This window comes from Sphingobacterium sp. LRF_L2, assembly GCF_965644235.1.
In the GTDB taxonomy this organism is placed as follows: Bacteria; Bacteroidota; Bacteroidia; order Sphingobacteriales; family Sphingobacteriaceae; genus Sphingobacterium.
Genome location: NZ_CBFFRI010000004.1, coordinates 270,552 through 297,476, shown reverse-complemented (window position 1 = coordinate 297,476; position 26,925 = coordinate 270,552). Strand labels below are relative to the sequence as shown.

The following is a 26,925-nucleotide window of genomic DNA, read 5'->3' as shown; positions in this document are numbered from 1 at the left end:
TAAACTATAAAGAATACAGACTCCGAGACGACACTAGTCATGGCTTACCAAATCGTGGCGATAGAAAAAGAAAAAATATACGGATAGGGGGAAATAAAAATTCCTTAAAATTACAAGGTGAAATACTTAACTTTGCCGCATGTCCGAAAAAATTATCATCCTTGATTTTGGCTCACAGTATACACAGTTGATAGCACGTCGTGTTCGTGAGCTTAATGTTTATTGTGAAATCCACCCGTTTAATAACTTGCCTGATTTTGACGATGCTGTTAAAGGTGTTATATTTTCTGGCAGCCCTTATTCGGTTCGACAAGAAGATGCTCCTCAGATTGATTATGCTGACATCCAAAGTAGATTTCCGCTATTGGGCGTTTGTTATGGAGCGCAGTATTTAGCTCAAAAATCTGGAGGTGATGTCCTTCCTTCTGAGATTCGTGAATACGGCCGCGCTAATCTACAATTTGTTGATCAAGAAAACGAGCTTTTAAAAGGAGTTCCAGTACAATCTCAAGTATGGATGTCGCATGGAGACACTATTAAAGAAGTACCAACGAACTTCAATATCATTGCGAGTACAGATAAAGTGCGTGTGGCTGCTTACCATATCGAAGGTACACGTACCTATGGGATACAATTTCACCCAGAGGTGACACACAGTACAGACGGACAAGTGCTGCTGAAAAATTTTGTTGTAGACATCTGCGGATGTTCGCAAGATTGGACTCCAGACGCTTTTGTAGAAACAACAATTGCAGAATTGAAAGAACAATTAGGAAATGATCACGTGATTATGGCGTTATCAGGAGGAGTTGACTCCACCGTTGCTGCTGTTCTTCTACACCAAGCTATTGGTGAAAATCTACACTGTATTTTTGTAGATCATGGATTGCTTCGTAAGAATGAATACGAGCAGGTCTTGGATTCTTACAAAAACATGGGGTTAAATATCAAAGGAATAAATGCTAAAGATCTTTTTTATGGTCGCCTAGCGGGTATTTCTGAGCCTGAACAAAAAAGAAAAATAATAGGAGCAGCTTTTATCGATGTTTTTGATCAAGCAGCAAAAGATGTACAAAATGAGTTGCCGGAGGGTATTGAGGCAAAATGGTTGGGGCAAGGGACAATTTATCCCGATATCATAGAGTCAATTTCTGTAAAAGGACCTTCTGCAACAATCAAATCCCATCACAATGTGGGTGGCTTACCTGATTTTATGAAGTTGAAGGTTATTGAGCCACTAAAAACATTATTCAAAGATGAGGTAAGAAGAGTGGGAAAAACGTTAGATGTAGATCCAAATATATTAGGACGTCACCCTTTCCCTGGTCCAGGTCTAGCAATACGTATTCTTGGTGATATCACTGAAGAAAAAGTAAGAATTCTGCAAGATGCAGACGATATCTACATCCGAAATTTAAAGGAGTCTGGATGGTATGAGCGCGTTTGGCAGGCTGGAACTATATTTTTACCTGTGCAATCTGTTGGGGTAATGGGCGACGAAAGAACATATGAACATGTTGTGGCTCTTCGTGCAGTGGGCTCTTTAGACGGAATGACGGCCGATTGGATTCATTTACCGTACGACTTATTAGCGAAAATATCTAACGAAATCATCAATCATGTTAAAGGAATCAACAGAGTTGTCTATGATATTAGCTCCAAACCACCAGCAACTATTGAGTGGGAATAAAAGATTATTGATAGCATTAGGACTAGCGCTTCTCGTAAGCGCTTGTTCTCCAAAAGTAAGTGTATTAAAGTCTCCAGATCACCGCGGGGGAAATGTGGGCTCCAATAATACAGGCGTAGACAAAAACAGTTCTTCTAAAAATGAGGCCGAAATAGAAGAGGCAAAAAGAAGGAGTGTTATCGCAAATAATATTGCGCTTGTTTTACCCTTTCAATTAGATCGTTTAAATCCTGCAGCACTCTCTAAAGAAGATGTAAAACGTTCTTCAATAGCACTAGATTTTTATCAAGGTTTTCAATTTGGACTTGATGAACTCGCAAAAGAGGGAAAATCCTTTGGATTAAATGTTATCGATTCGAAAGATAATGAGAATCAAAGTATCTCGATTGCAAAATCAGAGGATATTGAAGGTGCGAGTTTAATTGTCGGTCCCGTTTATCCAAAGGAAATACGAGCATTTGGTACAAATTTGCCAAATAACGATGTGCTACAGATAAACCCTTTGGCTGCATCTAAAGCAAGTGACTTTAACCTCTCAAATTTAGTTTCTTTAACGCCTTCAATTGATGTACATACTCAAGCTATAGCGAGGAGGGTTGCGAAAGACTACAGTATAGGAGATGTGGTGATTGTCTATAATACTTCCGACAATGATGGTAAACAATTTCTAAGTAACTTTATAGCTCAGGTCAAAATAGCGAAATCTTCTATTCTGATTAAATCGGTTACTTCTTTAGAACAATTGAACGAATCTCTTACAACGGGTGGAACTAATATACTTGTTGTAGGTAGTACAGATAAATATCAATTGCGTACGCTATTAAGCAATCTTGATAGGAAATCTACAGAAGGCTTTTATTCTTTTAATCTCTACGGACATCCGCTATGGGATCGGATAGATTTTAGTATTTACGATAATTTTTCTAATTACAATCCTGTTATCACTTCAGAAAGTCATTTGAAAACCTGGACGACTACTGTGAAGCAATTTAAAGATGCATATTACACGTTGTATGGTGTGAATCCTTCAGATTACTCCTATAAAGGTTACGACGCGGCTCGGTATTTCGGAGGTTTACTGTCGAAATATGGAAATTCTTATGCAAAACATATTCTAACGGAAAATTTCGATGGTATTTTTAGCTCTTATAGCTTTGATCAGGATCCGAACTCGGGATATGTAAATAAAAATGTTTCTTATAAAATATATAAAGGGACTTCTTTTCAACTGAATTAATGACTGTAATTAATCAACGTAGGGTTGAACAGCAATTGCGTAACTTTCAACGCGCTCTTCATGCTTATCATTTTGACGAGCCGTTTAGTAGATTTCTAACTCGTTTTTTTAAGGAAAACCGACAAATGGGATCGTCGGATAGGCGTATGATATCCCGCCTATGTTATAACTATTTTAGATTAGGGAATTTGCTTTCTGACAAAACCGAAATAGAAAGAGTTATAATAGCTGAATTTTTATGCGAGTGTCAAAGTGATTTGGTTGCACTCTATCATCCTGAATGGATTGATCTGATTCCTCAGAATAGTACGCAAAAGTTAGATTTCTTGAAAATGCAAGGATATGATTTAAATGGGAGAATATTTCCATTTACCGATCATGTATCAAAAGAAGTTGACGTTAGCGCCTTTGAAAATAGCCATTTAGTGCAGCCCGATTTATTTATTCGAATAAAAGAAGGTGCACAAGAATTATTAGAAAAGGAACTGCAAAAAAATGAAATAGATTTTCAGCGGGAGGGCAGAAATGCTTATAGGCTTCCGAATGGAAGTAAGCTGCAGACTATAAGTTCCTTAGAAGGATTATTTGAAGTTCAAGATTTGTCATCACAGGAGAGTTTAGATGTTGGGGAATTTAATAAAGGAACAAGCTGGTGGGATGCTTGCGCAGCCTCTGGCGGGAAATCGTTGCTTCTTCTTGAAAAGAATGTACAGGTTAATCTTTTTGTATCAGATATCAGATTGAGCATTTTAAGAAATCTTGATGAAAGATTTGAGAAAGCGGGCGTTAAAACACCTTATAGAAAGAAGGTGCTTGATCTATCTCAGGATATTTCACATATCATGAAAGGCGAGACTTTTGATGGTATTATTGTCGATGCGCCTTGTTCTGGTTCAGGCACCTGGGGTAGAACCCCTGAAATGATTCAGCAATTTAAATCACAACAGATTTCAGTATTTTCCGCTTTACAAAAGAAAATTGTCTCGACTGTACTTCCCTTTTTGAATCCAAAAGGACAATTGATTTATATAACCTGCTCGGTATTCAAAGAAGAAAATGAAGAACTAGTCCATTTTTTGGAAACACAACATGGTCTAGTTAAAGAATCCGGAGGATTTATTGAAGGTTATAAAAGAAAATCGGACAGCATGTATGCAGTCCGATTGAGAAAACCCTGAAAGGGGAGGCTTACATCAAGTTCGTTCTCACTAATCACAGTTTCCAGGAACAACTAATACAGGGCAGGATGCTTTCCGAATAACGGATTCTGAAACGCTGCCCGAAATGAAATGTTCGAATCCCGTTCTTCCATTTGATCCCATGATAATCAGGTCAGCCGTCCATTCACTCGCGGTATTTAATATTTCATCGCGAATATTTCCTATTTTGTTAAAAAGAAATACCTCGTGGGCACCTTCAAAATCTTGACCTACTGACTCGAGATAGCGCTGTGCCGACTCCTGTTGAATCTCCGATACCTCAGGAACGATAATAGGTTGCTGTCCTAAGAGGGGATCGGCTCCATAGGCTGCAGGTGACGTAGGCGGAACTACTGTGACTAAAGCTAAAGAAGAATTAAATTCTTTAACTAAGTCTTTTGCATAAGCTATGGCACGCACCGAACATGGGGTGTCGTCCACGGCAACGAGTATACGATTAAATCTGTGATTGTTCATCTGTTTTGGCGTCTAAAAAAGTTATCTTCGTATGATAAGAACATTTTAGAAGATCCATTTGTTTTTAGATCAGGAAAATAATCATGGTTATAGGAATTTGCAATTTGACAGTTGTACCACTTAGAGCTACAGCATCACATCGAAGCGAAATGACGAATCAGCTTTTTTTTGGTGAATTATTTCAGTTACTGGAAGACGACTCTGAATGGGCATTTATACGAACATTTAGTCCGCATTATGAAGGTTGGTTACAAAAAGGACAGTTTCATATCGTGGAAGATTGGGAACATAGTTTTGATGAAAATCAATTTTTGGTAGTGGATATCGAAGGAGCAAAGGCAATCTCTGAACATGCTTCGGTAGCATTGTTACCTACGAGCCGTTTTTTGCCCCATTTTGTTCAACACGGTGGTTTTGAAAATTTCAGATATCGTATCGAAGGAAAACTACGTCTGCCTACTACCGATGACTTTTCAACGGAATTTCCTAAATTAATTGACTACTATCTTCATAGCCCTTATTTATGGGGAGGACGATCTATTTATGGTGTGGATTGTTCGGGGTTGAGCCAAGCCATATTAGCTTACTTCGGACACATTATACAAAGGGATGCCTATGAGCAGGCGGAATACGGTAAAACGGTCGATTTTCTGTCAGAGACAAAAATGGGCGATCTGGCTTTCTTCGATAATCCAGAGGGTAAAATTATACATGTTGGCATTATGATCGATAATGAAACGATCCTTCATGCGTCGACAAAAGTTCGGATAGATAAAATCGATTCAGAGGGGATATATAACAATGAATGGAAACGATATACGCACAAATTGCGTATTATAAAACGGTTTCTATAAATTGTTTTTCGCAACCTATAGCGAAAACGGATTTCCTTTACATTACTAAGTTTGAAATATTTTAAATCCTATATGCAATTAAAAGACAACAGGTATTATCTATTAGCAAGTAGCCAACTGTTTCCAATAGATAGACTAAGTCATTCGAATAATCAAACGGAAAATAAAGAAGATGAAGCGATTTTGCTTGCGCATTCGGCACTAGCCCACTATAGAGATGGACGTAAAGAGGAAGCTTTTCAACGTTATACATTAGGGATAAAAGATTTTCCAGATCAACCCTTCTTTTATGCTGCCCGGGCAATCTTAAATCGGGAGCTCGGGGATGAAGAAGGTTCATTTTATGACTATCAAGTTGCCAAACGATTAGATTTTAATTATCATATCTTTTTAGAATGGCTTGAGAATAGACCTGCTATTACAACCATAAAAGATACTGGCAATGACTTGAAAACCATTCTTAATGATGCTTTAGATGCCACTCAACAGTTTGATTATGAAGGGGCGCAGCAATTGTATACGACGGCTATCGAATTGTCCCCAAAGTCGGCAGATGCATATGTCTACCGAGGAGCCATCTACATGCGGTTACTTCGATACGATCTGGCCTTAAATGATTTCAATAGTGCTTTGGTTATTGATAGCCAATATTTTCAAGGATTTATTTCTAGAGCAAAATTTTATGAATCCATAAATGTCACTACAAATGCTTTGGATGATTTTAATATGGCCGTAAACTTATCGCCTTCAAGCAGTTTAGTGTATGAGGAACGAGGTAACTTTCTCGTCAATCAAATGTCTTACAGAGAGGCAATTTGTGATTTTAATGCACTTGTTAATCTCTTGCCTGAAGATTTTTATGTTTACACCTTGCGTGCAGATGTCTGGGAAAAACTGGACGAATGGCGGGAGGCACTAGAAGATTATGATAAAGCTATTTCTTTAAATCCTTATTATTCTGATCTTTATGCTTATCGAGCTGACGTTAAAGAAAAATTAGGCGATGTGCAGGGAGCAGCAGAAGATAGGTTGCTATTTGAAGAAATAGAAGCGGAGGAATAGCGACAAGAGCCAATAGCCTTGGTCTAATTACTCAAGGCTATTGAAGTTTATATTAAAATAATGTCGATTGCTCTTTCTTTGGTATATGAAGTGTAGTGCCAATTTCTCTATTGAGTAGCGTGATAAAATGTGTTGCTAATAAAGGAGATTCTTCTTCGGTATTTTGATGAATGAAAAAATACAATTTTTCCAATCCAGCATCCTTTAATTGTTTAATAACCGCTATCCATTTAGTCAATCGATCGTAGTCACTAGGTATATTTGCTCCTACATATCGAATAAAGGCCACAGGTGTTGTTAACCGCATATGTAATAAATCACGCCTTCCAGCGGTGTCTACGAGTACATTTGTCTTTTCTGTATCTTCTAATAATTTATACAATTTATTTTTTGTATCTGTATCTGAAAACCATTCCGTATTTCGAAGTTCTATGGCTAACGGATAGCCTTTCGGAAACTCCGTTAAAAAGGAGCTAAGCCGATCAAAATCTTTTGGTTTGTAATAGTCGTGCATCTGAAGAAAGGCCATACCGAGCTTTTCCTGAAATAAGACAGTGGCATCAACAAAAGCTTCCACTTTTTCCGTAACATTTTGAAGTCTACTATAATGGCTAATACTTTGCGGTATTTTTGGGAAAAATTTAAAATCTTTCTCGGATTTATCTTTCCAAATCTCGACTTGTTTTTTTGACGGCGAGTTGTAGAATGTCGTATTAAGCTCTATTGCGTTAAATTGCTTAGAATAATAAGGTAATTCATCTTTAACTCCCGGGGGGTAAAAACCGCGTAAATCAGTCTTGTTCCACTTTGCACAGCCTACATATACTTCCAAATCACCTTTATAGTTATTTGCGTGTAAAAGATTTAGCGTATCTTCATGAATAGGTGGAAGGGTAAAGTCTACTTCTTCCGGATTTTCTACTTGACCAAATTTCATATTCGAATATAAACAATGGTGTAGAGAAAAACGATAGCGCGAACAATTTAAAGGGAAAACTTTTAATGATCTCGAAAATGTCTTAACGAATAGAGGAAAAGTACTTAAAGTAGGATATGAAAAAAACGCCCTCTTGATAACAAGGGGGCGTTTTAGACTAGTGGTTTCCGATCTATACATTGAATCGGAAATGCATAATATCACCATCTTCGACGATATACGTTTTTCCCTCTACAGATAGTTTTCCTGCATCTTTGACCGCAGATTCCGAACCTAATGCAATATAGTCTTGATATTTAATGACTTCAGCACGAATAAAGCCTTTTTCGAAATCGGTATGGATCACACCTGCCGCTTGAGGAGCAGTAAATCCTTTTTCAATAGTCCAAGCTCGAACCTCTTGAATACCAGCCGTAAAATAAGTCGCCAAATCAAGTAAAGAATAAGCCGCACGAATCAATTTATTCACTCCTGATTCCGTTAAACCAAGATCGTCTAGAAACATCTGACGTTCGTCGTAGGATTCCAGTTGTGCTATTTCGGATTCTATCTGTGCGGAAATTACCAGTACCTGTGCATTTTCGTCTTTTACTGCTTCTTTGACTTTCTCTACATAAGCATTCCCTGAATTGACCGATCCTTCGTCAACATTACAAACATACAATACAGGCTTTATTGTTAAAAGGGATAAATCTTGGATAAACTCGAAATCTTCCTCTGAGATAGGTGCTGTTCTTGCTGATTTTCCAGATTCAAGATGGAGTTTTATAACGGATAATATCTCAAAAGTTTTTTTTGCATCTTTATCTCCACCCGTCTTAGCCATCTTTTCGACTTTCTGAATGCGCTTAACGACCGTATCTAAATCTTTAAGTTGTAATTCCGTATCAATAATTTCTTTATCTCGAATAGGATCTACAGAACCGTCCACATGTATTACGTTCCCATCGTCGAAACAACGTAACACATGGATAATTGCATTAGTAGAACGGATATTGCCTAAGAACTGGTTACCTAGACCTTCACCTTTAGAGGCGCCTTTTACTAAACCGGCTATATCCACTATTTCTATAGTATTTGGCACAACACGTTGAGGCTTCACAAGTTCAGCTAGCGTGTTTAATCGATCGTCAGGAACGGTTATAACCCCCACATTGGGTTCTATTGTACAAAAAGGAAAATTTGCTGCCTGAGCTTTTGCATTCGACAAGCAATTAAATAATGTTGATTTACCCACATTCGGCAAACCCACTATACCACATTGTAAAGCCATGAAAATTTCATTTTTTAAAATCGCACAAAGATAACTAAAATAAAGGAATCTTGGAATCGGTAAAATCCTTCATTGATATGTGTTTTTATTTCGACAATCTGCTCTAATTTAATTGAAATAATTGTATTTTTACCTCTATACTTGTAAGGATACCTATGTTCATAAACCAGACACTACGCATGTATTTGTTTCGATAAAAGCTTTTACCCCTAAATATTTAATTACACATGAAAAATCTATTTGTACTTATTTTGTTTGTTTCTACTACCTTAAGCCTGTGTGCTCAAGATTTTAAGCCTTACTATTCTCATAATTTCAATTTTGGGATGTCTTATACGGCAGGGACTTCACGAGAAAATTTTGATGCATTTGATGACGACAATATCGATTTCTTAGGTCTTCAGTTTAACTATATTGGACTTATCCATCTCAATCCGCATATCGCAGTAGGTGCGGGAACTGGAGTCCGACATTTAGTCCAGGTAGATAATTGGGATTTGGACGACGATGACTGGGATGCTTTTAGAAGCTATGTATCGGTTCCTCTATATGGGCATTTTCGCTTCCGTATATTGGATAAACGTGTTAGCCCCTTTGTTGCTACATCTTTAGGTTATAATTTCAGGATAAGCGAAGATAAACATACTGAATATATCAATGGGAGTGAATATAAGCGCACTAGCACATTATCATCGGGGATTTTAGCAAATATAGAGGCAGGAGTAAATGTGAAAATAGCGAGAAGCTTTGCCATATCAGCAGGCCCTTATTTTGAATATAAACAAGGTCGATTAAAGGATGTCAAAGGACAGAGTTTTGATGGGAGCTTGAATGGCGATAATTATTCGGTAAGAAGTATGACGTCGCGACTACATCTTTATGAAGCTGGTCTAAAAGTGGGATTTGCCTTCTAGCGTTATTTTTACATTTTTTAACATAATACAAGTTAATCTTTTTTAATTGTTTTGCTGTCATAATAATAAATAACAGGATATAGTAAGCAATTAAAAAAGGAGACTTTATGAAAAGAATTATTTACACATTATTTTTTGCTGGTTTTTTATTCACAGTAACTTCAGCCGACGCACAGGTAAGCGTAAATATCAATATTGGGTCTCAACCGCAATGGGGTCCGGTAGGGTATAATTATGCCCGATTCTACTACATGCCGGAGATTGATATTTACTACGATGTTGTTCAAAGTCGGTACACCTATTATCAAGGAAATAGATGGGTTACCGCCCGTTCTATGCCTAAAAGATATAGGCATGTAGACGTATACAAAACCTATAAGGTTGTGCTTAACAATGATAACCCATGGAGAAATCACAACCAAGTAAGAAAGCAATATGCGAGGTATTCTAGTAATCATACGCAGCATATTCTGCGCGATGCGCGAGGAAACCATCGGCATGTTGTAAAGGATAAATACACTAAGAAGCACTATAAAAAACATAAAAGGAATCATAAACGCGATTAAATGTTCCTTGAAGTGAAACGACAAAGAAGGCTTATTGGTAAAACAATAGGCCTTCTATTATTGAATAAGAAATTATTCCAATACAATAGAGCTTTATAATGAAGCTTTTACAAAAAAAACGTAAAACAACCCGATCATTCAGTTAATTTTTTTGCTTATAAACATTATATAGTATAATTTTGTAAAAAAATCTTATAATCTTATAAAGAGCATGTTAAAAGGGAAGAAGATTCTATTAGGTTTAGGATCGATAGTGTATGTTTCGTTTTTTTTCGCATCTTGCCACTCAGGGATGAATACACAAGCGGCAGACTCAACGCAAGATACATTAATTAAAGAAAAAAATAGGGTAGAAGTGTTAGAGGAAAAAGCCGATCAGAAACCCGATGGAGCTCTTTCAAAGAGGTTAAAGGCTCCTGTTCATATCCCCACAGATACAGTAAACCCAATTAGTAAGGATTCTTTAGCAAAACTCGTAAAATTCGAACGCAAACGTGTAAAGGATTCTGTGCGTAACGAATTGAATAAACTCCCTAAACATGTCTATTTTACTTTTGATGATGGTCCGCTATTAGGGAGTACAGCTATAGATTCTATTTCCAAAGCGAAAAACATAAAGATTAATGTGTTTTTGGTAGGTAAACATGCAAACATGTCCAAAGGCTTAAAAAGGGACTTCCAAAAATATTACAATAATCCCTTGGTCGAGTGTTATAACCATAGTTATACCCATGCAAATAATAAATTCACAACTTTCTACAGTAATCCTATTAGTGCATTTGACGATTTTGAAAAAAATGAAATAGACCTTAAATTAAAGTACAAAATCATCCGTTTACCAGGTCGAAATATATGGATATATGACGATGTGCGAAGAATCGATTTGCAGAGTGGAGCTAGCACTGCCGACATGCTTTATACAAACGGCTATAAGATTTATGGATGGGATGTGGAATGGAAGATACACGGACTTACGGGCAAGCCTATACAGTCTGTTCACGAAATATATACGAGGATTTGTAATTATATGAATAACAAGTCATCGATGGAACCGAATAATGTTGTGCTGTTAATGCACGATGATATGTTCCAGAATAAAAAAGGGCAACAGTTACTATCTTCACTTATAGACAGTATACAAAATAATACAGATTATAAATTCGAATTTATTCGAGATTATCCGTTTCGTTACTAACAAAAAAATCCCTCAAGATTCTTGAGGGATTTTTTTGTTAGTAACGAAACGGATGTTATTCTACAACAACGCCCATTTTACTAAATTTCTCTATACGTTCATGAACTAACGTATCTGCATCTTTCAACTGCAATTCAAGAATATCAGTAAGAATTCTAGATTTAAGATTTTCTGCTGTTATCTCGGGATCTTGATGTGCACCACCGATTGGCTCTTCAATAATACCATCTATAAGACCATTCTTAAGCATATCTTCTGCGGTAAGCTTAAGTGAATCTGCTGCTTTTTCCTTTTGATCCCAACTTCTATAGAGAATAGAAGAGCAGGATTCAGGAGATATCACCGAATACCAGGTGTTTTGCAACATGTAAACGCGGTCTCCAACGCCAATACCAAGTGCTCCACCAGATGCACCTTCTCCAATCACGATACAGATAACTGGAACTTTTAATACAGACATTTCCAAAAGATTCCGAGCAATAGCTTCTCCCTGACCGCGTTCTTCGGCTTCAAGTCCGGGATATGCTCCCATGGTATCAATTAAAGTAACAATTGGCCTGTTGAATTTCTCCGCCATTTTCATCAAACGTAGCGCTTTGCGATACCCTTCTGGATTCGCCATTCCAAAGTTGCGAAATTGCCGTTCCTTTGTGTTTTTCCCTTTTTGATGACCTATAACCATAACGGACTGGCCGCCAATAGATGCAATACCTCCAACAATCGCCTTATCATCTTTTACGGTTCTATCTCCGTGTAATTCGATAAATTCCTCACAAATCATTTCAATATAGTCAAACGTTTGTGGACGATCTGGATGACGTGACATCTGAACCTTCTGCCATCCGGTCATATTTGTATAGATATCTTTTTTTGTCGACTCAAGCTTTGTCTCCAACTCGCTTACGGTTGCACTCATGTCCACTTTTGTTTTTTCCTGAACTTGTAGAACCTTCTCTATTTGAGTTTGCAAATCTGCAATAGGCTTTTCAAAATCAAATGTTGTTTGCATATTTATATGTTTCTAGCACATTTAGCTTGCTAAGTTAAATCATTTTTATCTATTTTAAAATGCGCAGACTGGAATAGTTGGCTAAAAAATTATTAATCAACATGTTGGTGTATTGTTTATGTGGTTTAAATACCTATATATAAAGGAAATACCATTAGGTTCCGTTAAAGTCTGTAAGCATTCTTCTTTTCATCGTATTAAAAAAAATGTATTTTTAATGCATTAAAAATAATAGATTCATTTCTATTAAAGGATAACAGAGGTAATGCCTGGCAACGATTCGTTGCAAAAAGGTGAAAAACTGGAACAATAATACATGATTCATACTATGGGGGACGATAGAAAACAGCGTAGCATTCTTCAATTTATTATAAAGCTTACTGTATGGATCTTGCTGTACATTTCGTTTTGGTACTTTTCGGACTTTTACAAGACGCACCGTGTTTTAGATAACGCTTCCAATGCACTAAACCTTTTCCTTACGGCAAGCATCATTTTTTCTGTAGGTAGATTCATCATTATTACATTATACAATAAGCGGAACGAAAACAGAAGTGTAAGGGGAAATTTCGTGCTCGGTATAAATAGACTGACGGCGGTTCTAAATACCAGCACAGGGATCATTGCGATCATGCTGACATTCGGCATAAATCCGGCTGCTTTTGTCACAAGTCTCACCATTGTGGCTATGGCTATTGCTGTCACCTTTCGAGAATATATAACCAATATGCTATCTGGTCTTTTTATCATGTTTAATGATCAGCTTTCGGTCGGAGATCGCATTAAAATAGGGGAATATAAAGGCCGAATTGTCGATATTACATTTTCCAGCATTATAATTCAGGACGAGGAAGATGATATAATCATGGTGCCAAATAACCTCGTGTTTACTTCACCCATGGTTAATTTCTCAGCGCACCGTTCAAATCTTTTTTCTGTTCGCTTTGAACTTCCTTTGCAGACGGCTGTAGAAGTCGACAAATTAGAAGAGAGTATTCAAAAGACATTACTAAATCACCCTTATTTAACAGAAGACAACGACTTACATTTAAAAGTAGTAGAAATAGGGAAAGATTTTGTAAAGTACAAGATGGAAATGCATGCCACAAGCTCTAGCAATAAACTACACAAGCAGTTGGAAAATGAAATTTTGCTGGAAGTTTTACAATTTAAAAGAGCTTATGACTTGCAAAAGAATTAGATCTTACGGACTTTAATCTGTTTTACAAAGTGATGCGATCCCTTTTCTAAAATCAGGTCAGCCCTGTATCGTGTAGGTAATATGTTCTCGTGTAAGTTGGGGCGATTAATCTCATTCCAAATACTTGTTGCCATCGTTACACTTTCTTGTTCATTCATATTTGCATACCGATGAAAGTATGATTCGGGATTTTGAAAGGATGTCGCGCGTAACGATTCAAATCGTTTGACATACCATTCCATAATATCATTCTCGTGGGCATCGACATAAATGGAATAATCAAAGTAATCGGAGACAAATACATTGTTCCCTTTGGAAGAATTTACCTGCAAGACGTTGATACCTTCTACAATAAGTATATCCGGTTTAGAGACTTGTTGGCGATGACCTTGCACAATATCATATTCTAAGTGAGAGTAGACAGGAACTTCGAAGTTCCCTATACCGGATTTCATTGCAGAAAGGAAGTTTAATAGCAATTTGGTATCGTAACTTTCTGGAAATCCTTTTCTATTTAAAATATTGCGCGTAATTAAAACTTCATTAGGGTATAAGAAGCCGTCTGTTGTTACCAAATCCACGCGAGGTTTACCTGGCAACATAGACAATACCTTCTGAAGAACCTTCGCTGTTGTACTTTTACCAACAGCGACAGAACCTGCAATACCGATAATAAAAGGAAGACTTTGCGTATGTTTATTGAGAAAACCATTTACGACTTGATGTGCATCTTTCGCACGCTGAATTAAGATATCAAGTAAATGAGCAAGTGGGAAATAAATCTCTTCAATCTCCGTAATGGTCAATGGTTCATTGAGGGCATGCAGATTTTCTACATCTTCATTTGTCAAATTATAGGAAAAATGACCGTTTAGATTTGCCCATTCTATTCTATCGAATAACTGAAACGGGCTACTTACGCCACTTTGGTTATTAGAAGACATACGTTTATATTTTCAATGTGGGCAAATATACTACGTTCCGAAAAAAAAATAGTGTAACAATTTATATTAAATTACTTTCTATGACTATTGGATTGGTCAGTATCTTATGTACAGGGCATCGGTCAGCTATAGTCAATAAGCGTTGACGTTGACTATCATCAAGATCGCCATCTAATGCAATATGGCAATTAAAAAATGTAGTCTTTTGCAAATCGGTTTGTTGTTCGCCTATGACAATTTTTATCTGCACAGTTTTTAAATCCCACCCTTTGCGATCTGCATACATACGGATAGTCATCGCTTTGCATGTACCTAAAGAAGACATCAAAAGTTCTGTTGGCGAAGGTCCTAAATTGCCTCCTCCAACATCTTCTGGTTCATCCGCAAGTAAATTTAGCTGATCTACTTCGATTTCTGTTTTATACTTTTCTTTTCCTATTTTAACTCGTACCTCTCTGGCCATAAGACATTAAAATAATCCCGCAATAATTAAACTACCTGTTGCCGGATTAGTGGCTAGCGGAACATTGTACAGATCGGATATACGCATCAACATTTGGATATCAGGTTCATGTGCATGTTTTCCCAGCGGATCTCTAAAGAAAATGATTCCATCAACCTTTCCTTCGGCAGTTAAGGCTGCAATTTGGGCATCACCTCCCATAGGACCGCTTAATTTTAACTCCACTTCCAAACCTGTTTGTTTAATATAAGAACCGGTAGTTCCTGTGGCAATGATAAGCGCATTTCTAAGGTGTTCAACATGATCTTTTACAAAGGCTACCATATCTGCCTTTTTGCCATCGTGTGCAATTAATGCAATTGTCTTTTTCATTTGTATAATTTGTTCTTCAATCACTTTTACTATCTACCCAAAAAATATATATGCTAAAATAATAGCTGCAATAAGTCCCACCGCATCTGCAATTAATCCACAGACTAATGCATGACGGGAATTTTTTATGCCTACAGAACCGAAATATACGGCAAGAACATAAAATGTAGTTTCTGACGAGCCTTGAATGACGCTAGCGAGGCGGCCTTGAAAAGAATCAACACCATATGTCTGCATAACGTCAACCATTAGTCCGCGTGCACCGCCCCCACTTAATGTCTTCATCAAACCTACGGGCAGCGCAGGAACGAAACGAGTATCCATGCCCAATGCCGAAACTACATAAGCAACAGCATTTACAATATAATCCATACAGCCTGTTGTCCGAAATGCTGAAATAGCCACCAAAATTGCTATTAAAAAAGGGATAATCATCACAGCCGTTCCAAAGCCTTCCTTTGCTCCATCAATAAAAGCATCGTATACGTTTATTCGTTTTACGGCACCAAAAACTATGAATAACATTATAATCGAAAAAATCAATAGACCACCAATAAGGCCTGTGATTTTTTCCATTTGTTCAGGAGGGAGATTATGCAGTCCAAAATACAATACAGCCATTAGGCCGATAAAAAAGGCCAAAAATGCCAGAATAGGTAATTTGAAAAGGTTTATCTTTTGATAAAAAGCAACAGCTACCATTCCTGAGATAAAGGAGATAAAGGTCCCTATTAGAGAAGGAATAAAGATATCTGTTGGATTTGCTGCGCCACTCGCTAGCCGTAAGGCTATCACAGAAGTTGGAATCAATGCTATACCCGCCGTGTTCAATACTAAAAACATGATTTGGGCATTGGTCGCTGTTTCTTTTTCGGGATTAAGCTCTTGCAGCTCTTGCATAGCTTTCAATCCAACCGGTGTCGCGGCATTATCTAATCCCAGCATATTAGCCGAAAAATTCATAATGATGGACCCATTGGCAGGATGGTTTTTTGGTACTCCGGGAAACAACTTACTAAAAAACGGATTCACGCCTTTGGCAAATAGAGAAATCATCCCAGCTTTTTCACCGACCTTCATGATGCCAAGCCAAAATGTCATAATCCCTACTAATCCTAGAGATAGCTCGGCTCCGGTCTTAGCACTATCAAACATTCCATTAATTAACTGCGAAAAGATTTCAGTATCTCCTAAAAATAGAAGTTTAGCAAGTGCTACAACAAAAGCTATTACAAAAAAAGCTATCCAAACGTAATTTAAGGCCATAAGTATTTTTTACCGTCGTAAATGTAAGCTTTATGAACCAAAACCATTCGATTTGTTTAATCTTTTAGGAAATTCCATACCGACCTCTCCTTATTTACCTTTTTGTCATTCACGATTTCAGACACAACTCGATTCAAGAGGTCTTCGTTTTCGCTAACAAGTTTATCTCCTAATGAAACAATCTTTTGGATATTACTTGATGTCGCTGCGTCCATTGCAGGATCAATTGATGAAAGGTTACTGGGTTCAATGCGAATGTAGTTTTCAATTTTGTTTACAGAGCGAAATAACTGCTTTAAAAAATAATCTGTGCTTTCTGCTGAACTACTACTCATGATATCAACCAAGGCAGGCCCAATAGAGATCGCTCTTTTCTTTTTGAAATCCTCATAGTCGTACGATATCTTAGATAAACCTGTACCAAGTGATAATATCCAAATATCATTGATTTTATAGGTATTATAGCTCTTGATCACTTCAAGTAGGGCAGAGAGCGAAGGGTTGTGAGCAAAGACACCTCCATCAACTAAAGGATATCTTGTTTTTGCTAACGAAAACACTTCTGCTACCGAGAAATAGGTAGGGGCGGCAGAAGTAGCTCTGCAGACGTCACGAAGATAGAAGTCGCGAGATTCACCATGTGAAATAGCCTTCTGTTGCCTAAAAAGATGGTTCTTACGCAATTCGATATTGTACGCTGTAATAATACAAGGTTTCAATAGCTCACTGAGCTTTCTGTCGCCAAAATACTCCTGTAAAACTCGCTCCAGCACCTGATTGTCATACAATTCGCTCAAAAGACCAAATCTACTTAAGAATCGACGCCACCTTTTTGCAGCGAAAATTTTAGCACCATGATTAAGATATATATCTAAAGCCTCCTTGGCGCTATATTTTTGAACCATCTTATTGGTATCATCAGGGCATAATAGAATAGATAGTAATATTCCTCCTGTACTTGTTCCTGCAAAAAAATCGAAAAAATCAGTTAAATGTGCCTTAGGATTATTTGTTGCTTCCCTAATTTTTTCTTCAAGAGCTACTAACAACATGCCAGGTATGATCCCGCGTATACCGCCACCGTCAATAGAAAGTATCCTTTTCATTGTTGATTGGTTTATGCACCTAAAATAGGTAAAATGTAGTGAACACCTGTGTTAAAATCTTTAAAAAAATACAAAAAATACAGATTTGTTGTGCGGAATGTAGACCAAAAAAATTCAAAATAAATTTTATTGAAAAAAATTAGAGGGATAATAATATTCTCTTATATTTGCAGTCCGAAAGGAGAGGTGTCAGAGTGGTCGAATGAGCAGACCTGGAAAGTCTGTATACGGGATGACTGTATCGAGGGTTCGAATCCCTCCCTCTCCGCGAAAAGCTTCAATTTAAAAAATTGGAGCTTTTTTTATGTCCAGCGTTTTTTTATTTGATCGACTGTTACCCGCATAGGTGCGAGGAGCTTGGACATCATAAAAACATAATACAGTCAAGGATAATGATACAATTAAAAATATTCGATATAAAGTGGCTGCATCCACAACCACTTTTAGATTAAATGCTAATTACTATTCTATTTTCGAACTCCATTCCGCACCACTAATATCTATCAGTTTGAGTATATGGCCTTTTTCTTTGAGTAGGCCTTCACTTGGAATAGTGATATCCAAATCAGCTTTGGCCCCTAAAGGTATGATTAAACTGTATTTCCCTGGTTTTACCTTGGCGACATAATAGTTGTGAATTTTCTCCTTCGGGAATTGCGATAGTTCATTACCATTCATCTCAAAGATCAACTCATTTTTATCATTATGAATTTGAATTCCAATTAAAAAAGAACCATACACATCTGCGCCTTCTGTCCTGTATACTTGAAATTTAAGTTGATTGTTTTCCAATATGACGTTATTAATTTCAATTTTCGGTTTTACAGATTTATTATGTAATACGCCAAAAACGCCACCATGAAAATATTGATTGGTAAAAAGAGTAAATCCAAAAATTAAGATAGAGCCCACCAAAATGAGACGTTTCGGATTTGAGATTGGAAATACCCCCGATCCCAGCCATTTAAACCATTTCGAATGTGTAAGACCAATATTCTTTTTTATCAAGAGATTATCTAAAGAATAAGTTCCGCTTCCTGTCAAGAATAACGTGAATCCGCCTGCAACACCCAGTACCCCGATTTGCCATTCATCCAGACAAGTTGTTCCTAGCCAACCAGAACCTAACAAGATTCCTATTGCCAAACTGAAAACACCAATTCCCATCAGACGTGAAAAAAGTCCGAGCATCACACATAATCCTACTATAGCTTCGATAATTGTAAAGACAATCATGGAAGTTTGTAGAGCTTCAGGATGGGTAACGAGGTATTCGATAACCGGCTTTATGCCTAAAGCATTGGGTAAAAAATGGTTAAATTTCTCTCCAATGTATCCCGCTTCCTCGGGGATTAATTTATTTTCCAAAACCATTCTACGCCAAAACGCGGAAAAGTAAGTCCAGCCTATTACCAACCGGATAGACAGTGTAAAAAGCCCCGCCATATTATATGACGGATCATGGTGAATGTTTTTCATTTTTATACTTTTAATTAAACGTTTTTGAATTGTACTAGTATTGTTTATATACTATACAACAGCTATTTTCAGACGTTTAAATAAAATGTATTTAGGAGGAAGACGATTTACGTAATTCGGTTGATTGCCTATACTAACAACTTTTTTCTCGACCAAGCCAAAATTATTCTTCTGAAAATCAAAAGCAACGAAGCAAGGATGGAAATCTGGGAATATCTTTATTTTACGACTTTTCGAAGCAGAAATAAAATCAGCTGTAGAAGAACAATTAGTTGAATTACTAACAGTAGTTTTGGTTTTATTAAGCGGCTGGGTATACTCAATATCAAATGGAGTATGTAAAGCCTCTTTAACAGCACATGGAGCCAATGCAAACAAGAGAACAATCAAAAGAAGAAAGTTCTTTATATTTAAAAATTCCTTATTTGCACTTGTCATAAGTTCAAATATAGCTTTATTTTTAAAGCAAAATAAAAAGTGTAGGAAAAAGTCACATACCCGAAAGTTTAAAATTTGTATTATGAAATGGAGCAATGAATTGACGGCGATTGTTGGAGTGAAGTATCCCGTTATCCAAGCACCAATGTTTGGTGTGGGTACGCCACAGATGGTGGAAGCAGCAGCAAAATCGGGTGTTTTAGGCTCATTGCCATTAAGCGATTTGAGTAAAGAAGAAAGCTTGTTACTAATTAATCAGAGACAAAGATTAGCTAAATTGTTCCTAAATTCTTAGCTGTTTTAAGAATTGCAGTTGAATCTCCTAGAGAAAACTTGTTATATTTATCAAATGAGAGCTTTGAATATTTCTTTATTTTTTGCAGCACTTACTACGGTACTATACTCCAGTGGAAAGCAATACGAACAAGTCTTAGGACATGATTCGTCAATATTACAGCACAATCAAAAGAATTTTGCCGGTGAAGACACGATAATTTTAGAAGCTTTTAAGATTATTGATTCGGATTCCGAGAAAGTAATATTAAGTATGGATAAAGACGGAAAATGTTACCTATTTAACGATTTTATAGGCTCCATCACATCTTCAGGAGAAATGAAGTCTGACGACGGAACACTAGTAGCCCGTCTGAATGTCGATAAATTTACGGACGACAAAGACACGCTGCTTGTTATAATAAACAAAGATGGCTCTATTTCTGGCGTAACAGAAAAAGACATGACCTGGGGATCTGATGGGATATTGACCAATAGCGAAACAGGGTTAAAGGTAACACCTGTTGCTACAAAAGCCAGGCAGGCGGCTTCAATGCTTCTATGCGCATTTATGGGATTTTCCATAACGGAATCAGAAAAACAGTAAAGTACTGGTTAGTTACCTCCAATTAATTTCTCGATGATCTTCTTATCCCGTTCAATAAGTCGTTCTCCAGAGGGGGAATTCTCATAACACGCGTTGTTCAACACATCTTGGACGGCTCTGATATAAACATTTCGGTAAGTCGAATTAGAACTATCTGCTTCAAATTTTATTCTTGCTTCAATTAAAGCCTCAAAAGCCGCCTGGCAATATATTCTCTTGGTATACGCACTTTTACTATTCGCAAGTATGACAAATAATTTTGGGTCAGATGGTAAATACTTTAGCGCAAACTGTTCACCTACCCCCGGATAGGAAACAATATTTTCGCTAGGGTAGACGTTAAAATCAGAACTATTAAAATAGGTCTCAATTGTCTTGCCGGCCTCATCTTTTATGATAACCGTATATCGCTGGATATACTGTTTATTATACATATTGTTGGTCTGTTCAATACGCGTAATCACACCAGTGCCTTCATCTCCATACTTATTGAGCAAAGCACTGCTCCAGTTCGGCAACTCAAAAATGCAGAGTATTATCAGCAACATTGAAATGCAAAGGGGAAGTACATGTTTTAGAAAAGAATACTTTATTTTCCCACTATCAGCTCTCATCACTGGAATTGCCACTTGCAGAATAAAAACAATTGCAGCAATGACCAGTGGGAGCCATATGTGAGTTGCCATATAATGTATAGTTCTTATTAAGATATCCATAGCTGTATAATTGTTTTTCTTAAGATACTTAAAATAAATGAAATAAATACACTTGGTTATTCATTCATGCGCTTAATATTATAAAAAGAAATATCGGATTTCAACAATAATTGGAGACTTTGAAGCAATTTATTTATAGATGAACAAAATCATAAACGTAAAGTTTGTCAGCCGCAGATAAGCTTTATAACAAATAATAATTTGTATCTTATCTCAACAAACTAACAAAACGTATGAACGTCAAATTGAATATCTTAATCATTGCTGTATTTATCACGTTCTTCCATAGTCTCACGGCCATCAAGGTAGTTGCACAAAGCAAATCTACACGCTCGGTCGAATTGACTTGTGAACATCTCATTTCACCGTTGGGCATTGATAACCCAAACCCGAGGTTGATCTGGAAAGTAACCGACCAGAATGATGGAGCGAAACAAACCGCTTACCGTATCGTGGTGGGTATAGATTCCAATGAAGTTGTGAAGGGAGAGGGACGTATCTGGGATAGCAACAGGATGGAGAATGATAGCCAATTGGTGCGTTACGATGGCGTCGCATTACAGCCCCTGACCCGATATTTTTGGAAGGTAAGCCTCTGGGATACACATGGTGCTGTTCTGAATTCCGACGTAGCTGCATTTGAGACCGGTATGATGGGAGAGCAACGCTGGCAGGGCACCTGGATAAGCGACCATCACGATATCCAGTACAGGCCAGCGCCTTATTTCAGAAAGGAATTTGTAGCGTCAAAACCAATCAAACGCGCACGTGTATACATTGCGGTTGCCGGCCTATACGAACTTTCGTTGAATGGACAAAGGGTTGGCGACCAACGTTTAAATCCGATGTATACACGGTTCGATCGACGTACACTATATGTAGCACATGACGTGACTACAATGCTTCAAAAAGGGGAAAATGCTATTGGCGTAGTCCTGGGAAATGGCTGGTATAATCACCAAGCTATAGCCGTCTGGGATTTTCACAATGCACCCTGGAGAGCCAGACCAACATTTTGTATGGACCTCAGGATCGAATATGCGGATGGTTCCATAGAAACCATTGTCAGCGAGCGGGATTGGAAGACTTCTGCAGGCCCCATTGTGTCAAACAATATCTATACTGGAGAACATTACGATGCTCGTTTAGAACAAGAAGGATGGGATAAGGTTGGTTTTGTAGATTCCGCTTGGAGCGGCGTGAGGTATCGTGCAGCACCGTCCAACCATATCGTTTCCCAACAGGTCGTACCTATTCGATTGGTTAATGTTTATCATCCCCAATCGGTCAAAAAAATAAACGACACGACTTATGTTTTTGATATGGGCCAAAATATGGCCGGAGTAAGCGAGGTCAAGCTGACCGGACAAGAGGGCACAGTTGTGAAGATCAAGCATGGCGAACGTTTACACGACGATGGCCGTATTGATATGTCGAATATAGACGTGTATTATCGAGGCGATCGCATAAATGATCCCTTCCAGACTGATATTTTTATATTGAGCGGTAAAAAACAAGACGTTTTTATGCCGAAGTTCAATTATAAAGGATTTCGGTATGTTGAGATCACCAGCGACAAACCGCTGGATTTAACGGCTTCAAATATCACTGCTTATTTTATGCACAGCGATGTGCGCCCTATCGGATCTGTTCATACATCCTCTTCTTTGGTCAATAAGTTGTGGGAAATTACGAATAATGCCTATCTGTCCAATCTGATGGGGTATCCTACGGACTGTCCACAACGCGAAAAAAATGGTTGGACAGGTGACGGTCACCTTGCCATAGAAAGTGCACTTTATAATTTTGACGCGATCACAGTTTATGAAAAGTGGCTTGCCGACCATCGTGATGAGCAGCAGCCAAACGGCGTATTGCCAGATATCATACCTACGGGAGGATGGGGGTATGGTACCGCGAATGGTCTGGACTGGACGAGTACAATCGCCATCATCCCTTGGCAAATATATATGTTTTACGGTGATAGCAAACTGTTGGAAGATTGTTACGACAACATTAAGCGGTACGTGGATTATGTCACGCGTATCAGCCCTGAAGGACTGACCACCTTTGGCCGAGGTGATTGGGTGCCCGTCAAGACCACTTCAAACCTGGAATTGACCTCGTCTGTCTATTATTATACGGATGCCAGCATTTTAGCAAAAGCTGCACGACTTCTTGGTAAAGATGAGGATCACCTTAAATACGCTGCCTTAAGTGAAAAGATCAAGCAGGCCATTAATAAGAAATTTCTCGATCCCGAGACAGGATCGTATGCAAACGGTAGTCAAACCGAGCTGAGCGTACCGCTTTATTGGGGAGTAGTTCCTGAAGAGATGAAATCAAAAGTCGCAGCCAATCTCAATGAGAAAGTTAGACAAGCAAATTTTCATCTTGATGTAGGCGTATTGGGGGCGAAGGCTTTGCTCAATGCGTTGAAAGATAACGGGTATGGCGAGACCGCCTATAAAGTAGCCGTGCAAGACACTTACCCATCTTGGGGATGGTGGGCCGTCAATGGTGCAACCACCTTGCTAGAAAACTGGGACCTAGAAGCCGAGCGGGATATTTCTGATAATCACATGATGTTTGGTGAGATTGGAGGCTGGCTTTTCAAATCTATTGGTGGTATCCTTCCGGATCCCGACCAACCAGGGTTTAAGCATATCTTGTTAAAGCCGATTTTTCCAGATGGCTTAGATCATTCTGAAGTGAAATTTAACTCTCCTTATGGCGAAATATTCTCCAAATGGAAAAAGAAAGGAAAACAGGTGCTGTATGATGTCGTTATTCCCCCCAATACTACAGCTACTTTTTATATGCCATACAATGTTGCAGACAAAGAGCTAAAGATTTTGTCAGCAGGGAAGCATCAAATCAAAATAAAACTACAATAACCGGTATGGATTATTTTATCTTATCTAGCATTTCAATGGCGCATCGAATACGTCTTTATAGTATCTTGTTATTGGTAACAGGCAGTTGTGCGTCAATCTTCGGTCAAGAGAGTCCTAAGGATGCTCACAGATTAATCAGTCCATTGACGCGGGAGTACAGATATCCAACCAAAATTATTTGGTCTAAAGGACAAATACGTGATGTAGACAATATATTGATTAAGGGAGACGGTCAGGCGAGTTTGACCAATCAGCATATTGTACATTTGCGAAATTCAGTTCGTGATACTGCGAGTATTTTATTGGATTTTGGAAAGGAAATACACGGAGCGGTTGAAATTGTCACCGGAGCATGGGCAGGTTCTCATAATCCTAGAAATATTCGTATCAGGCTAGGGGAGTCGGTGAGCGAGGCCATGTCGGAGATAGGAGACAAAGGTGCTACAAACGACCACGCCATGCGTGATTTCAATATGCAACTCCCTTGGTTGGGTAAAAATCAAACTGGGGAGTCTGGTTTCCGATTTGTACGGATAGATTTTTTGGACCGAGAATCTGAATTGCAATTACGGGAAGTCAGGGCAATAGCGACGTACCGAGATGTTCCATATCTCGGGAGTTTCAAGAGCAATGATGAAAGATTAAATAAAATCTGGGAAGTAGGCGCTTATACCGTCCACCTCAATATGCAGGATTATCTTTGGGACGGTATTAAACGCGATAGATTGGTCTGGGTTGGAGACCTTCATCCGGAAGTTGCGACAGTCAATGCAGTCTTCGGCTATAATGATGTCGTACCCAAAAGTCTGGATTTGGCAAGGGATGCAACACCGTTACCGGGATGGATGTGTGGGATCAGTACTTATTCTATGTGGTGGATTGTTTTGCACCATGATTGGTATATGCACCATGGCCATTTGGAGTACCTAAAGGAGCAAGGAGACTATTTGAAGAGGCTGGTCGCGCAGATTTCTTCTAAAGTGGTCGATGGCAAAGAACAAATGGATGGATTCAGGTTTCTAGACTGGCCGTCAAGCGAAGACTCGCTTGCTGTACATGCGGGTCTTCAGGCAATGACCATACTCGCTTTGGAGAAAGCGGCCGAGCTGAGTCAAATACTAGGGGATAAAGACACCGAAAAATTGTGCAACGCTACGATAAGATCTATGCGTAATTATACACCTAAACATAATAATTCAAAGCAAGCAGCATCGCTGATGTCTTTAGTAGGATTAATGAAGCCCAAATCAGCCTATGACCAAGTAATCTCTGTAGGCGGAGCACAAAATTTTTCAACCTTTTATGGCTACTATATGCTGGAAGCAATGGCAAAAGCGGATAGGTATCAAGAGGCTATGGACATCATTTCACAATATTGGGGCGCCATGTTAGATTTGGGAGCAACCACATTCTGGGAAGACTTCAATCTGCAATGGATCAAAAATGCATCTCGTATCGATGAAATCGTACTGGACAATAAAGTGGATATCCACGGAGACTTTGGGGATTATTGTTACGTTGGCCATAGACATAGTCTATGTCACGGATGGGCTTCCGGACCGACGGCCTGGCTTTCTGAACATGTATTGGGTGTCAAAGTACTTGTGCCAGCAAAAAAATATACGGTGTCACCGCATCTGGGCGAACTTACCTATGTGGAAGGAACGTATCCCACGCCATTTGGAGAGATATGGGTCAAGCATACAAAATCTGACGACGGCAAGATCACTACCGAAATTAAAGCTCCCAAAGAACTGGAGGTAACGTTGAATACAGCTCGATAAAGAATCACATTTTACATTATATCTACGGAAATTATTTCCTTTCATAAAAGGAAATAATTTCCGTATTTTTATAATACTTCATTCACTAAAAAATGGAGACAGTTACGTTAAATAGATAATAAAGCTCCAGTTGATTTTTTAGAAACTATTTCAGGAATTAAGTTTATCGATAATAGACTCACTGCCATAGAATTTGGAGAAAACGTTTAGTTATGGAGGCTTATCACATGTTCTTTCTTTGCCTTAACAGCCACTCATATATCTCAGGCTTAGTTTCATAGAGGTATTGAATTCCATGCCCTTCACCTTCAAGTCGATGAAAAATAATATTACCATTGCATTTAATTAGCGATTCAGCAATTCGCTCTGTTTCTTGTATAGATATTTCGTCGTCAGCCGTTCCATGATATGTTAGGATGGGGATGTCTTTAAGTTTGCAAATGCGAGTAGTATCACTATCGTTAACCCCTCCACATAATGGAACAATCGCTGCAATTTTGTCCGGATGATCCAACGCAGCGATAAACGTTCCGTAGCCGCCCATACTTATTCCGGTTACATAAACGCGACTTTTATCGATGCGATAGTTTGTGGTTACTTCGTTGTATAGCGAATCAAACCAATTTTCCGTAGACCAATATCTACCTTCTGGACATTGTGGAGCGACCATCACAAAGTCGAATTCCTTTCCCTGATCCACCAAATAAGGCAAACCATAAATCTTTAGTTTTTCAAGATCATCACCTTTTTGTGCTCCACCGTGTAGGTAAATAACAAGTGGATATTTCGCCGTGTCTGTATTATAATCTTTAGGGAGATAAGTCAAGTGCTTATAATTGACTTTTTGTTTTTCCTGAGCAAAGGATTGCGACATAAAAAAGCTAAAAATGATAAGCGAAAAAATACCAGCAAACCGATTATCTTTTAAACTGAACATGTTGTTGAAAGATTGAATAGCCATGATAA

The 26,925-nt window shown here is 38.2% G+C and carries 26 protein-coding genes and 1 tRNA gene; 14 read left to right on the top strand and 13 right to left on the bottom strand.

Annotation, left to right across the window (positions count from 1 at the left end; translation table 11 throughout):
• Positions 1 to 139 precede the first annotated feature (139 nt).
• The 3 genes from guaA to ACSZOX_RS10055 all read left to right on the top strand — a co-directional run bounded on the left by guaA (position 140) and on the right by ACSZOX_RS10055 (position 4,105).
• Positions 140 to 1,690 (top strand): glutamine-hydrolyzing GMP synthase, encoded by a 1,551-nt coding sequence (gene guaA, locus ACSZOX_RS10065; RefSeq protein WP_437919758.1) that lies wholly within the window; start codon positions 140 to 142, stop codon positions 1,688 to 1,690.
• Positions 1,647 to 2,927 (top strand): ABC transporter substrate-binding protein, encoded by a 1,281-nt coding sequence (locus ACSZOX_RS10060; RefSeq protein WP_437919757.1) that lies wholly within the window; start codon positions 1,647 to 1,649, stop codon positions 2,925 to 2,927. The genes guaA and ACSZOX_RS10060 overlap by 44 nt, the downstream gene beginning before the upstream one ends.
• A gap of 188 nt (positions 2,928 to 3,115) precedes the next feature.
• The gene (locus tag ACSZOX_RS10055) at positions 3,116 to 4,105 is read left to right on the top strand and encodes an RsmB/NOP family class I SAM-dependent RNA methyltransferase (protein WP_437919756.1); all 990 of its coding nucleotides are present in this window, start codon (positions 3,116 to 3,118) and stop codon (positions 4,103 to 4,105) included.
• A gap of 30 nt (positions 4,106 to 4,135) precedes the next feature.
• On the opposite strand, the gene ACSZOX_RS10050 is transcribed toward ACSZOX_RS10055, so the two are convergent.
• Positions 4,136 to 4,603, bottom strand: a complete 468-nt coding sequence (locus ACSZOX_RS10050) for a universal stress protein (protein WP_437919754.1) — start codon at positions 4,601 to 4,603, stop codon at positions 4,136 to 4,138.
• A gap of 83 nt (positions 4,604 to 4,686) precedes the next feature.
• Here ACSZOX_RS10050 and ACSZOX_RS10045 point away from each other — a divergent pair, with 83 nt between their 5' ends.
• Positions 4,687 to 5,457: an NlpC/P60 family protein gene (locus tag ACSZOX_RS10045; RefSeq protein WP_437919753.1), complete on the top strand. Its 771-nt coding sequence runs from the start codon at positions 4,687 to 4,689 to the stop codon at positions 5,455 to 5,457.
• A gap of 72 nt (positions 5,458 to 5,529) precedes the next feature.
• The gene (locus ACSZOX_RS10040; RefSeq protein ID WP_437919752.1) at positions 5,530 to 6,519 is read left to right on the top strand and encodes a tetratricopeptide repeat protein; all 990 of its coding nucleotides are present in this window, start codon (positions 5,530 to 5,532) and stop codon (positions 6,517 to 6,519) included.
• 52 nt (positions 6,520 to 6,571) lie between these two features.
• Here the strand turns inward: ACSZOX_RS10040 and ACSZOX_RS10035 are convergent, their stop codons facing one another.
• Complete coding sequence (locus tag ACSZOX_RS10035) at positions 6,572 to 7,456, bottom strand: DUF72 domain-containing protein (protein WP_437919751.1); 885 nt, start codon at positions 7,454 to 7,456, stop codon at positions 6,572 to 6,574.
• Positions 7,457 to 7,628: 172 nt separating this feature from the next.
• A complete protein-coding gene (gene ychF, locus ACSZOX_RS10030) occupies positions 7,629 to 8,729 on the bottom strand; it encodes a redox-regulated ATPase YchF (RefSeq protein ID WP_437919750.1) in 1,101 nt (366 codons plus the stop codon).
• Positions 8,730 to 8,956: 227 nt separating this feature from the next.
• Between ychF and ACSZOX_RS10025 the strand changes: the two genes are divergently transcribed.
• The 3 genes from ACSZOX_RS10025 (at position 8,957) to ACSZOX_RS10015 (ending at position 11,404) form a co-directional block, all read left to right on the top strand.
• Positions 8,957 to 9,643: a hypothetical protein gene (locus ACSZOX_RS10025; RefSeq protein WP_437919749.1), complete on the top strand. Its 687-nt coding sequence runs from the start codon at positions 8,957 to 8,959 to the stop codon at positions 9,641 to 9,643.
• 107 nt (positions 9,644 to 9,750) lie between these two features.
• Entirely contained in the window at positions 9,751 to 10,209 is a 459-nt protein-coding gene (locus ACSZOX_RS10020) for a hypothetical protein (RefSeq protein WP_437919748.1), read from the top strand.
• Between the two features lie 292 nt (positions 10,210 to 10,501).
• Complete coding sequence (locus ACSZOX_RS10015; protein WP_437919747.1) at positions 10,502 to 11,404, top strand: polysaccharide deacetylase family protein; 903 nt, start codon at positions 10,502 to 10,504, stop codon at positions 11,402 to 11,404.
• A 55-nt stretch (positions 11,405 to 11,459) separates the two neighbouring features.
• On the opposite strand, the gene ACSZOX_RS10010 is transcribed toward ACSZOX_RS10015, so the two are convergent.
• Positions 11,460 to 12,413 carry an acetyl-CoA carboxylase carboxyltransferase subunit alpha gene (locus ACSZOX_RS10010; protein WP_437919746.1) on the bottom strand — a complete coding sequence of 318 codons (954 nt, stop codon included), beginning with the start codon at positions 12,411 to 12,413 and terminating at the stop codon, positions 11,460 to 11,462.
• Between the two features lie 328 nt (positions 12,414 to 12,741).
• On the opposite strand from ACSZOX_RS10010, the gene ACSZOX_RS10005 reads away from it, so the two are divergent.
• On the top strand, positions 12,742 to 13,614 hold the full coding sequence (locus ACSZOX_RS10005; protein WP_437919745.1) for a mechanosensitive ion channel family protein: 873 nt from the start codon (positions 12,742 to 12,744) through the stop codon (positions 13,612 to 13,614).
• Here ACSZOX_RS10005 and coaA read toward each other — a convergent pair.
• From coaA to ACSZOX_RS09980, 5 genes are all read right to left on the bottom strand, one after another.
• Positions 13,611 to 14,558 carry a type I pantothenate kinase gene (gene coaA / locus ACSZOX_RS10000; protein ID WP_437919744.1) on the bottom strand — a complete coding sequence of 316 codons (948 nt, stop codon included), beginning with the start codon at positions 14,556 to 14,558 and terminating at the stop codon, positions 13,611 to 13,613. The two genes, ACSZOX_RS10005 and coaA, sit on opposite strands and share 4 nt — an antisense overlap.
• 61 nt (positions 14,559 to 14,619) lie before the next feature.
• Entirely contained in the window at positions 14,620 to 15,021 is a 402-nt protein-coding gene (locus ACSZOX_RS09995; protein WP_437919743.1) for an OsmC family protein, read from the bottom strand.
• Positions 15,022 to 15,027: 6 nt separating this feature from the next.
• Positions 15,028 to 15,393, bottom strand: a complete 366-nt coding sequence (locus ACSZOX_RS09990) for a methylglyoxal synthase (RefSeq protein WP_437919742.1) — start codon at positions 15,391 to 15,393, stop codon at positions 15,028 to 15,030.
• Between the two features lie 33 nt (positions 15,394 to 15,426).
• Complete coding sequence (locus tag ACSZOX_RS09985) at positions 15,427 to 16,659, bottom strand: nucleoside recognition domain-containing protein (RefSeq protein ID WP_437919741.1); 1,233 nt, start codon at positions 16,657 to 16,659, stop codon at positions 15,427 to 15,429.
• A gap of 56 nt (positions 16,660 to 16,715) precedes the next feature.
• The gene (locus tag ACSZOX_RS09980) at positions 16,716 to 17,765 is read right to left on the bottom strand and encodes a patatin-like phospholipase family protein (protein ID WP_437919740.1); all 1,050 of its coding nucleotides are present in this window, start codon (positions 17,763 to 17,765) and stop codon (positions 16,716 to 16,718) included.
• A 180-nt stretch (positions 17,766 to 17,945) separates the two neighbouring features.
• On the opposite strand from ACSZOX_RS09980, the gene ACSZOX_RS09975 reads away from it, so the two are divergent.
• A tRNA-Ser gene (locus ACSZOX_RS09975) sits at positions 17,946 to 18,033 on the top strand.
• A gap of 194 nt (positions 18,034 to 18,227) precedes the next feature.
• Here the strand turns inward: ACSZOX_RS09975 and ACSZOX_RS09970 are convergent.
• Together ACSZOX_RS09970 and ACSZOX_RS09965 are read right to left on the bottom strand one after the other, a co-directional pair.
• Positions 18,228 to 19,244, bottom strand: a complete 1,017-nt coding sequence (locus tag ACSZOX_RS09970) for a TQO small subunit DoxD (RefSeq protein WP_437919739.1) — start codon at positions 19,242 to 19,244, stop codon at positions 18,228 to 18,230.
• Positions 19,245 to 19,295: 51 nt separating this feature from the next.
• Positions 19,296 to 19,682: a hypothetical protein gene (locus ACSZOX_RS09965; protein ID WP_437919738.1), complete on the bottom strand. Its 387-nt coding sequence runs from the start codon at positions 19,680 to 19,682 to the stop codon at positions 19,296 to 19,298.
• An 82-nt stretch (positions 19,683 to 19,764) separates the two neighbouring features.
• Here ACSZOX_RS09965 and ACSZOX_RS09960 point away from each other — a divergent pair, with 82 nt between their 5' ends.
• Together ACSZOX_RS09960 and ACSZOX_RS09955 are read left to right on the top strand one after the other, a co-directional pair.
• Positions 19,765 to 19,977, top strand: a complete 213-nt coding sequence (locus ACSZOX_RS09960; protein WP_437919737.1) for a hypothetical protein — start codon at positions 19,765 to 19,767, stop codon at positions 19,975 to 19,977.
• A gap of 54 nt (positions 19,978 to 20,031) precedes the next feature.
• Positions 20,032 to 20,562: a hypothetical protein gene (locus ACSZOX_RS09955; protein ID WP_437919736.1), complete on the top strand. Its 531-nt coding sequence runs from the start codon at positions 20,032 to 20,034 to the stop codon at positions 20,560 to 20,562.
• Positions 20,563 to 20,570: 8 nt separating this feature from the next.
• Here ACSZOX_RS09955 and ACSZOX_RS09950 read toward each other — a convergent pair whose 3' ends face one another.
• Positions 20,571 to 21,248 (bottom strand): hypothetical protein, encoded by a 678-nt coding sequence (locus ACSZOX_RS09950; protein WP_437919735.1) that lies wholly within the window; start codon positions 21,246 to 21,248, stop codon positions 20,571 to 20,573.
• A gap of 263 nt (positions 21,249 to 21,511) precedes the next feature.
• Between ACSZOX_RS09950 and ACSZOX_RS09945 the strand changes: the two genes are divergently transcribed.
• Complete coding sequence (locus ACSZOX_RS09945; protein ID WP_437919734.1) at positions 21,512 to 24,175, top strand: glycoside hydrolase family 78 protein; 2,664 nt, start codon at positions 21,512 to 21,514, stop codon at positions 24,173 to 24,175.
• Positions 24,176 to 24,210: 35 nt separating this feature from the next.
• Positions 24,211 to 25,959 (top strand): alpha-L-rhamnosidase, encoded by a 1,749-nt coding sequence (locus tag ACSZOX_RS09940; RefSeq protein ID WP_437919733.1) that lies wholly within the window; start codon positions 24,211 to 24,213, stop codon positions 25,957 to 25,959.
• A gap of 223 nt (positions 25,960 to 26,182) precedes the next feature.
• Here ACSZOX_RS09940 and ACSZOX_RS09935 read toward each other — a convergent pair whose 3' ends face one another.
• The gene (locus ACSZOX_RS09935) at positions 26,183 to 26,920 is read right to left on the bottom strand and encodes a prolyl oligopeptidase family serine peptidase (RefSeq protein ID WP_437919732.1); all 738 of its coding nucleotides are present in this window, start codon (positions 26,918 to 26,920) and stop codon (positions 26,183 to 26,185) included.
• Positions 26,921 to 26,925 lie beyond the last annotated feature (5 nt).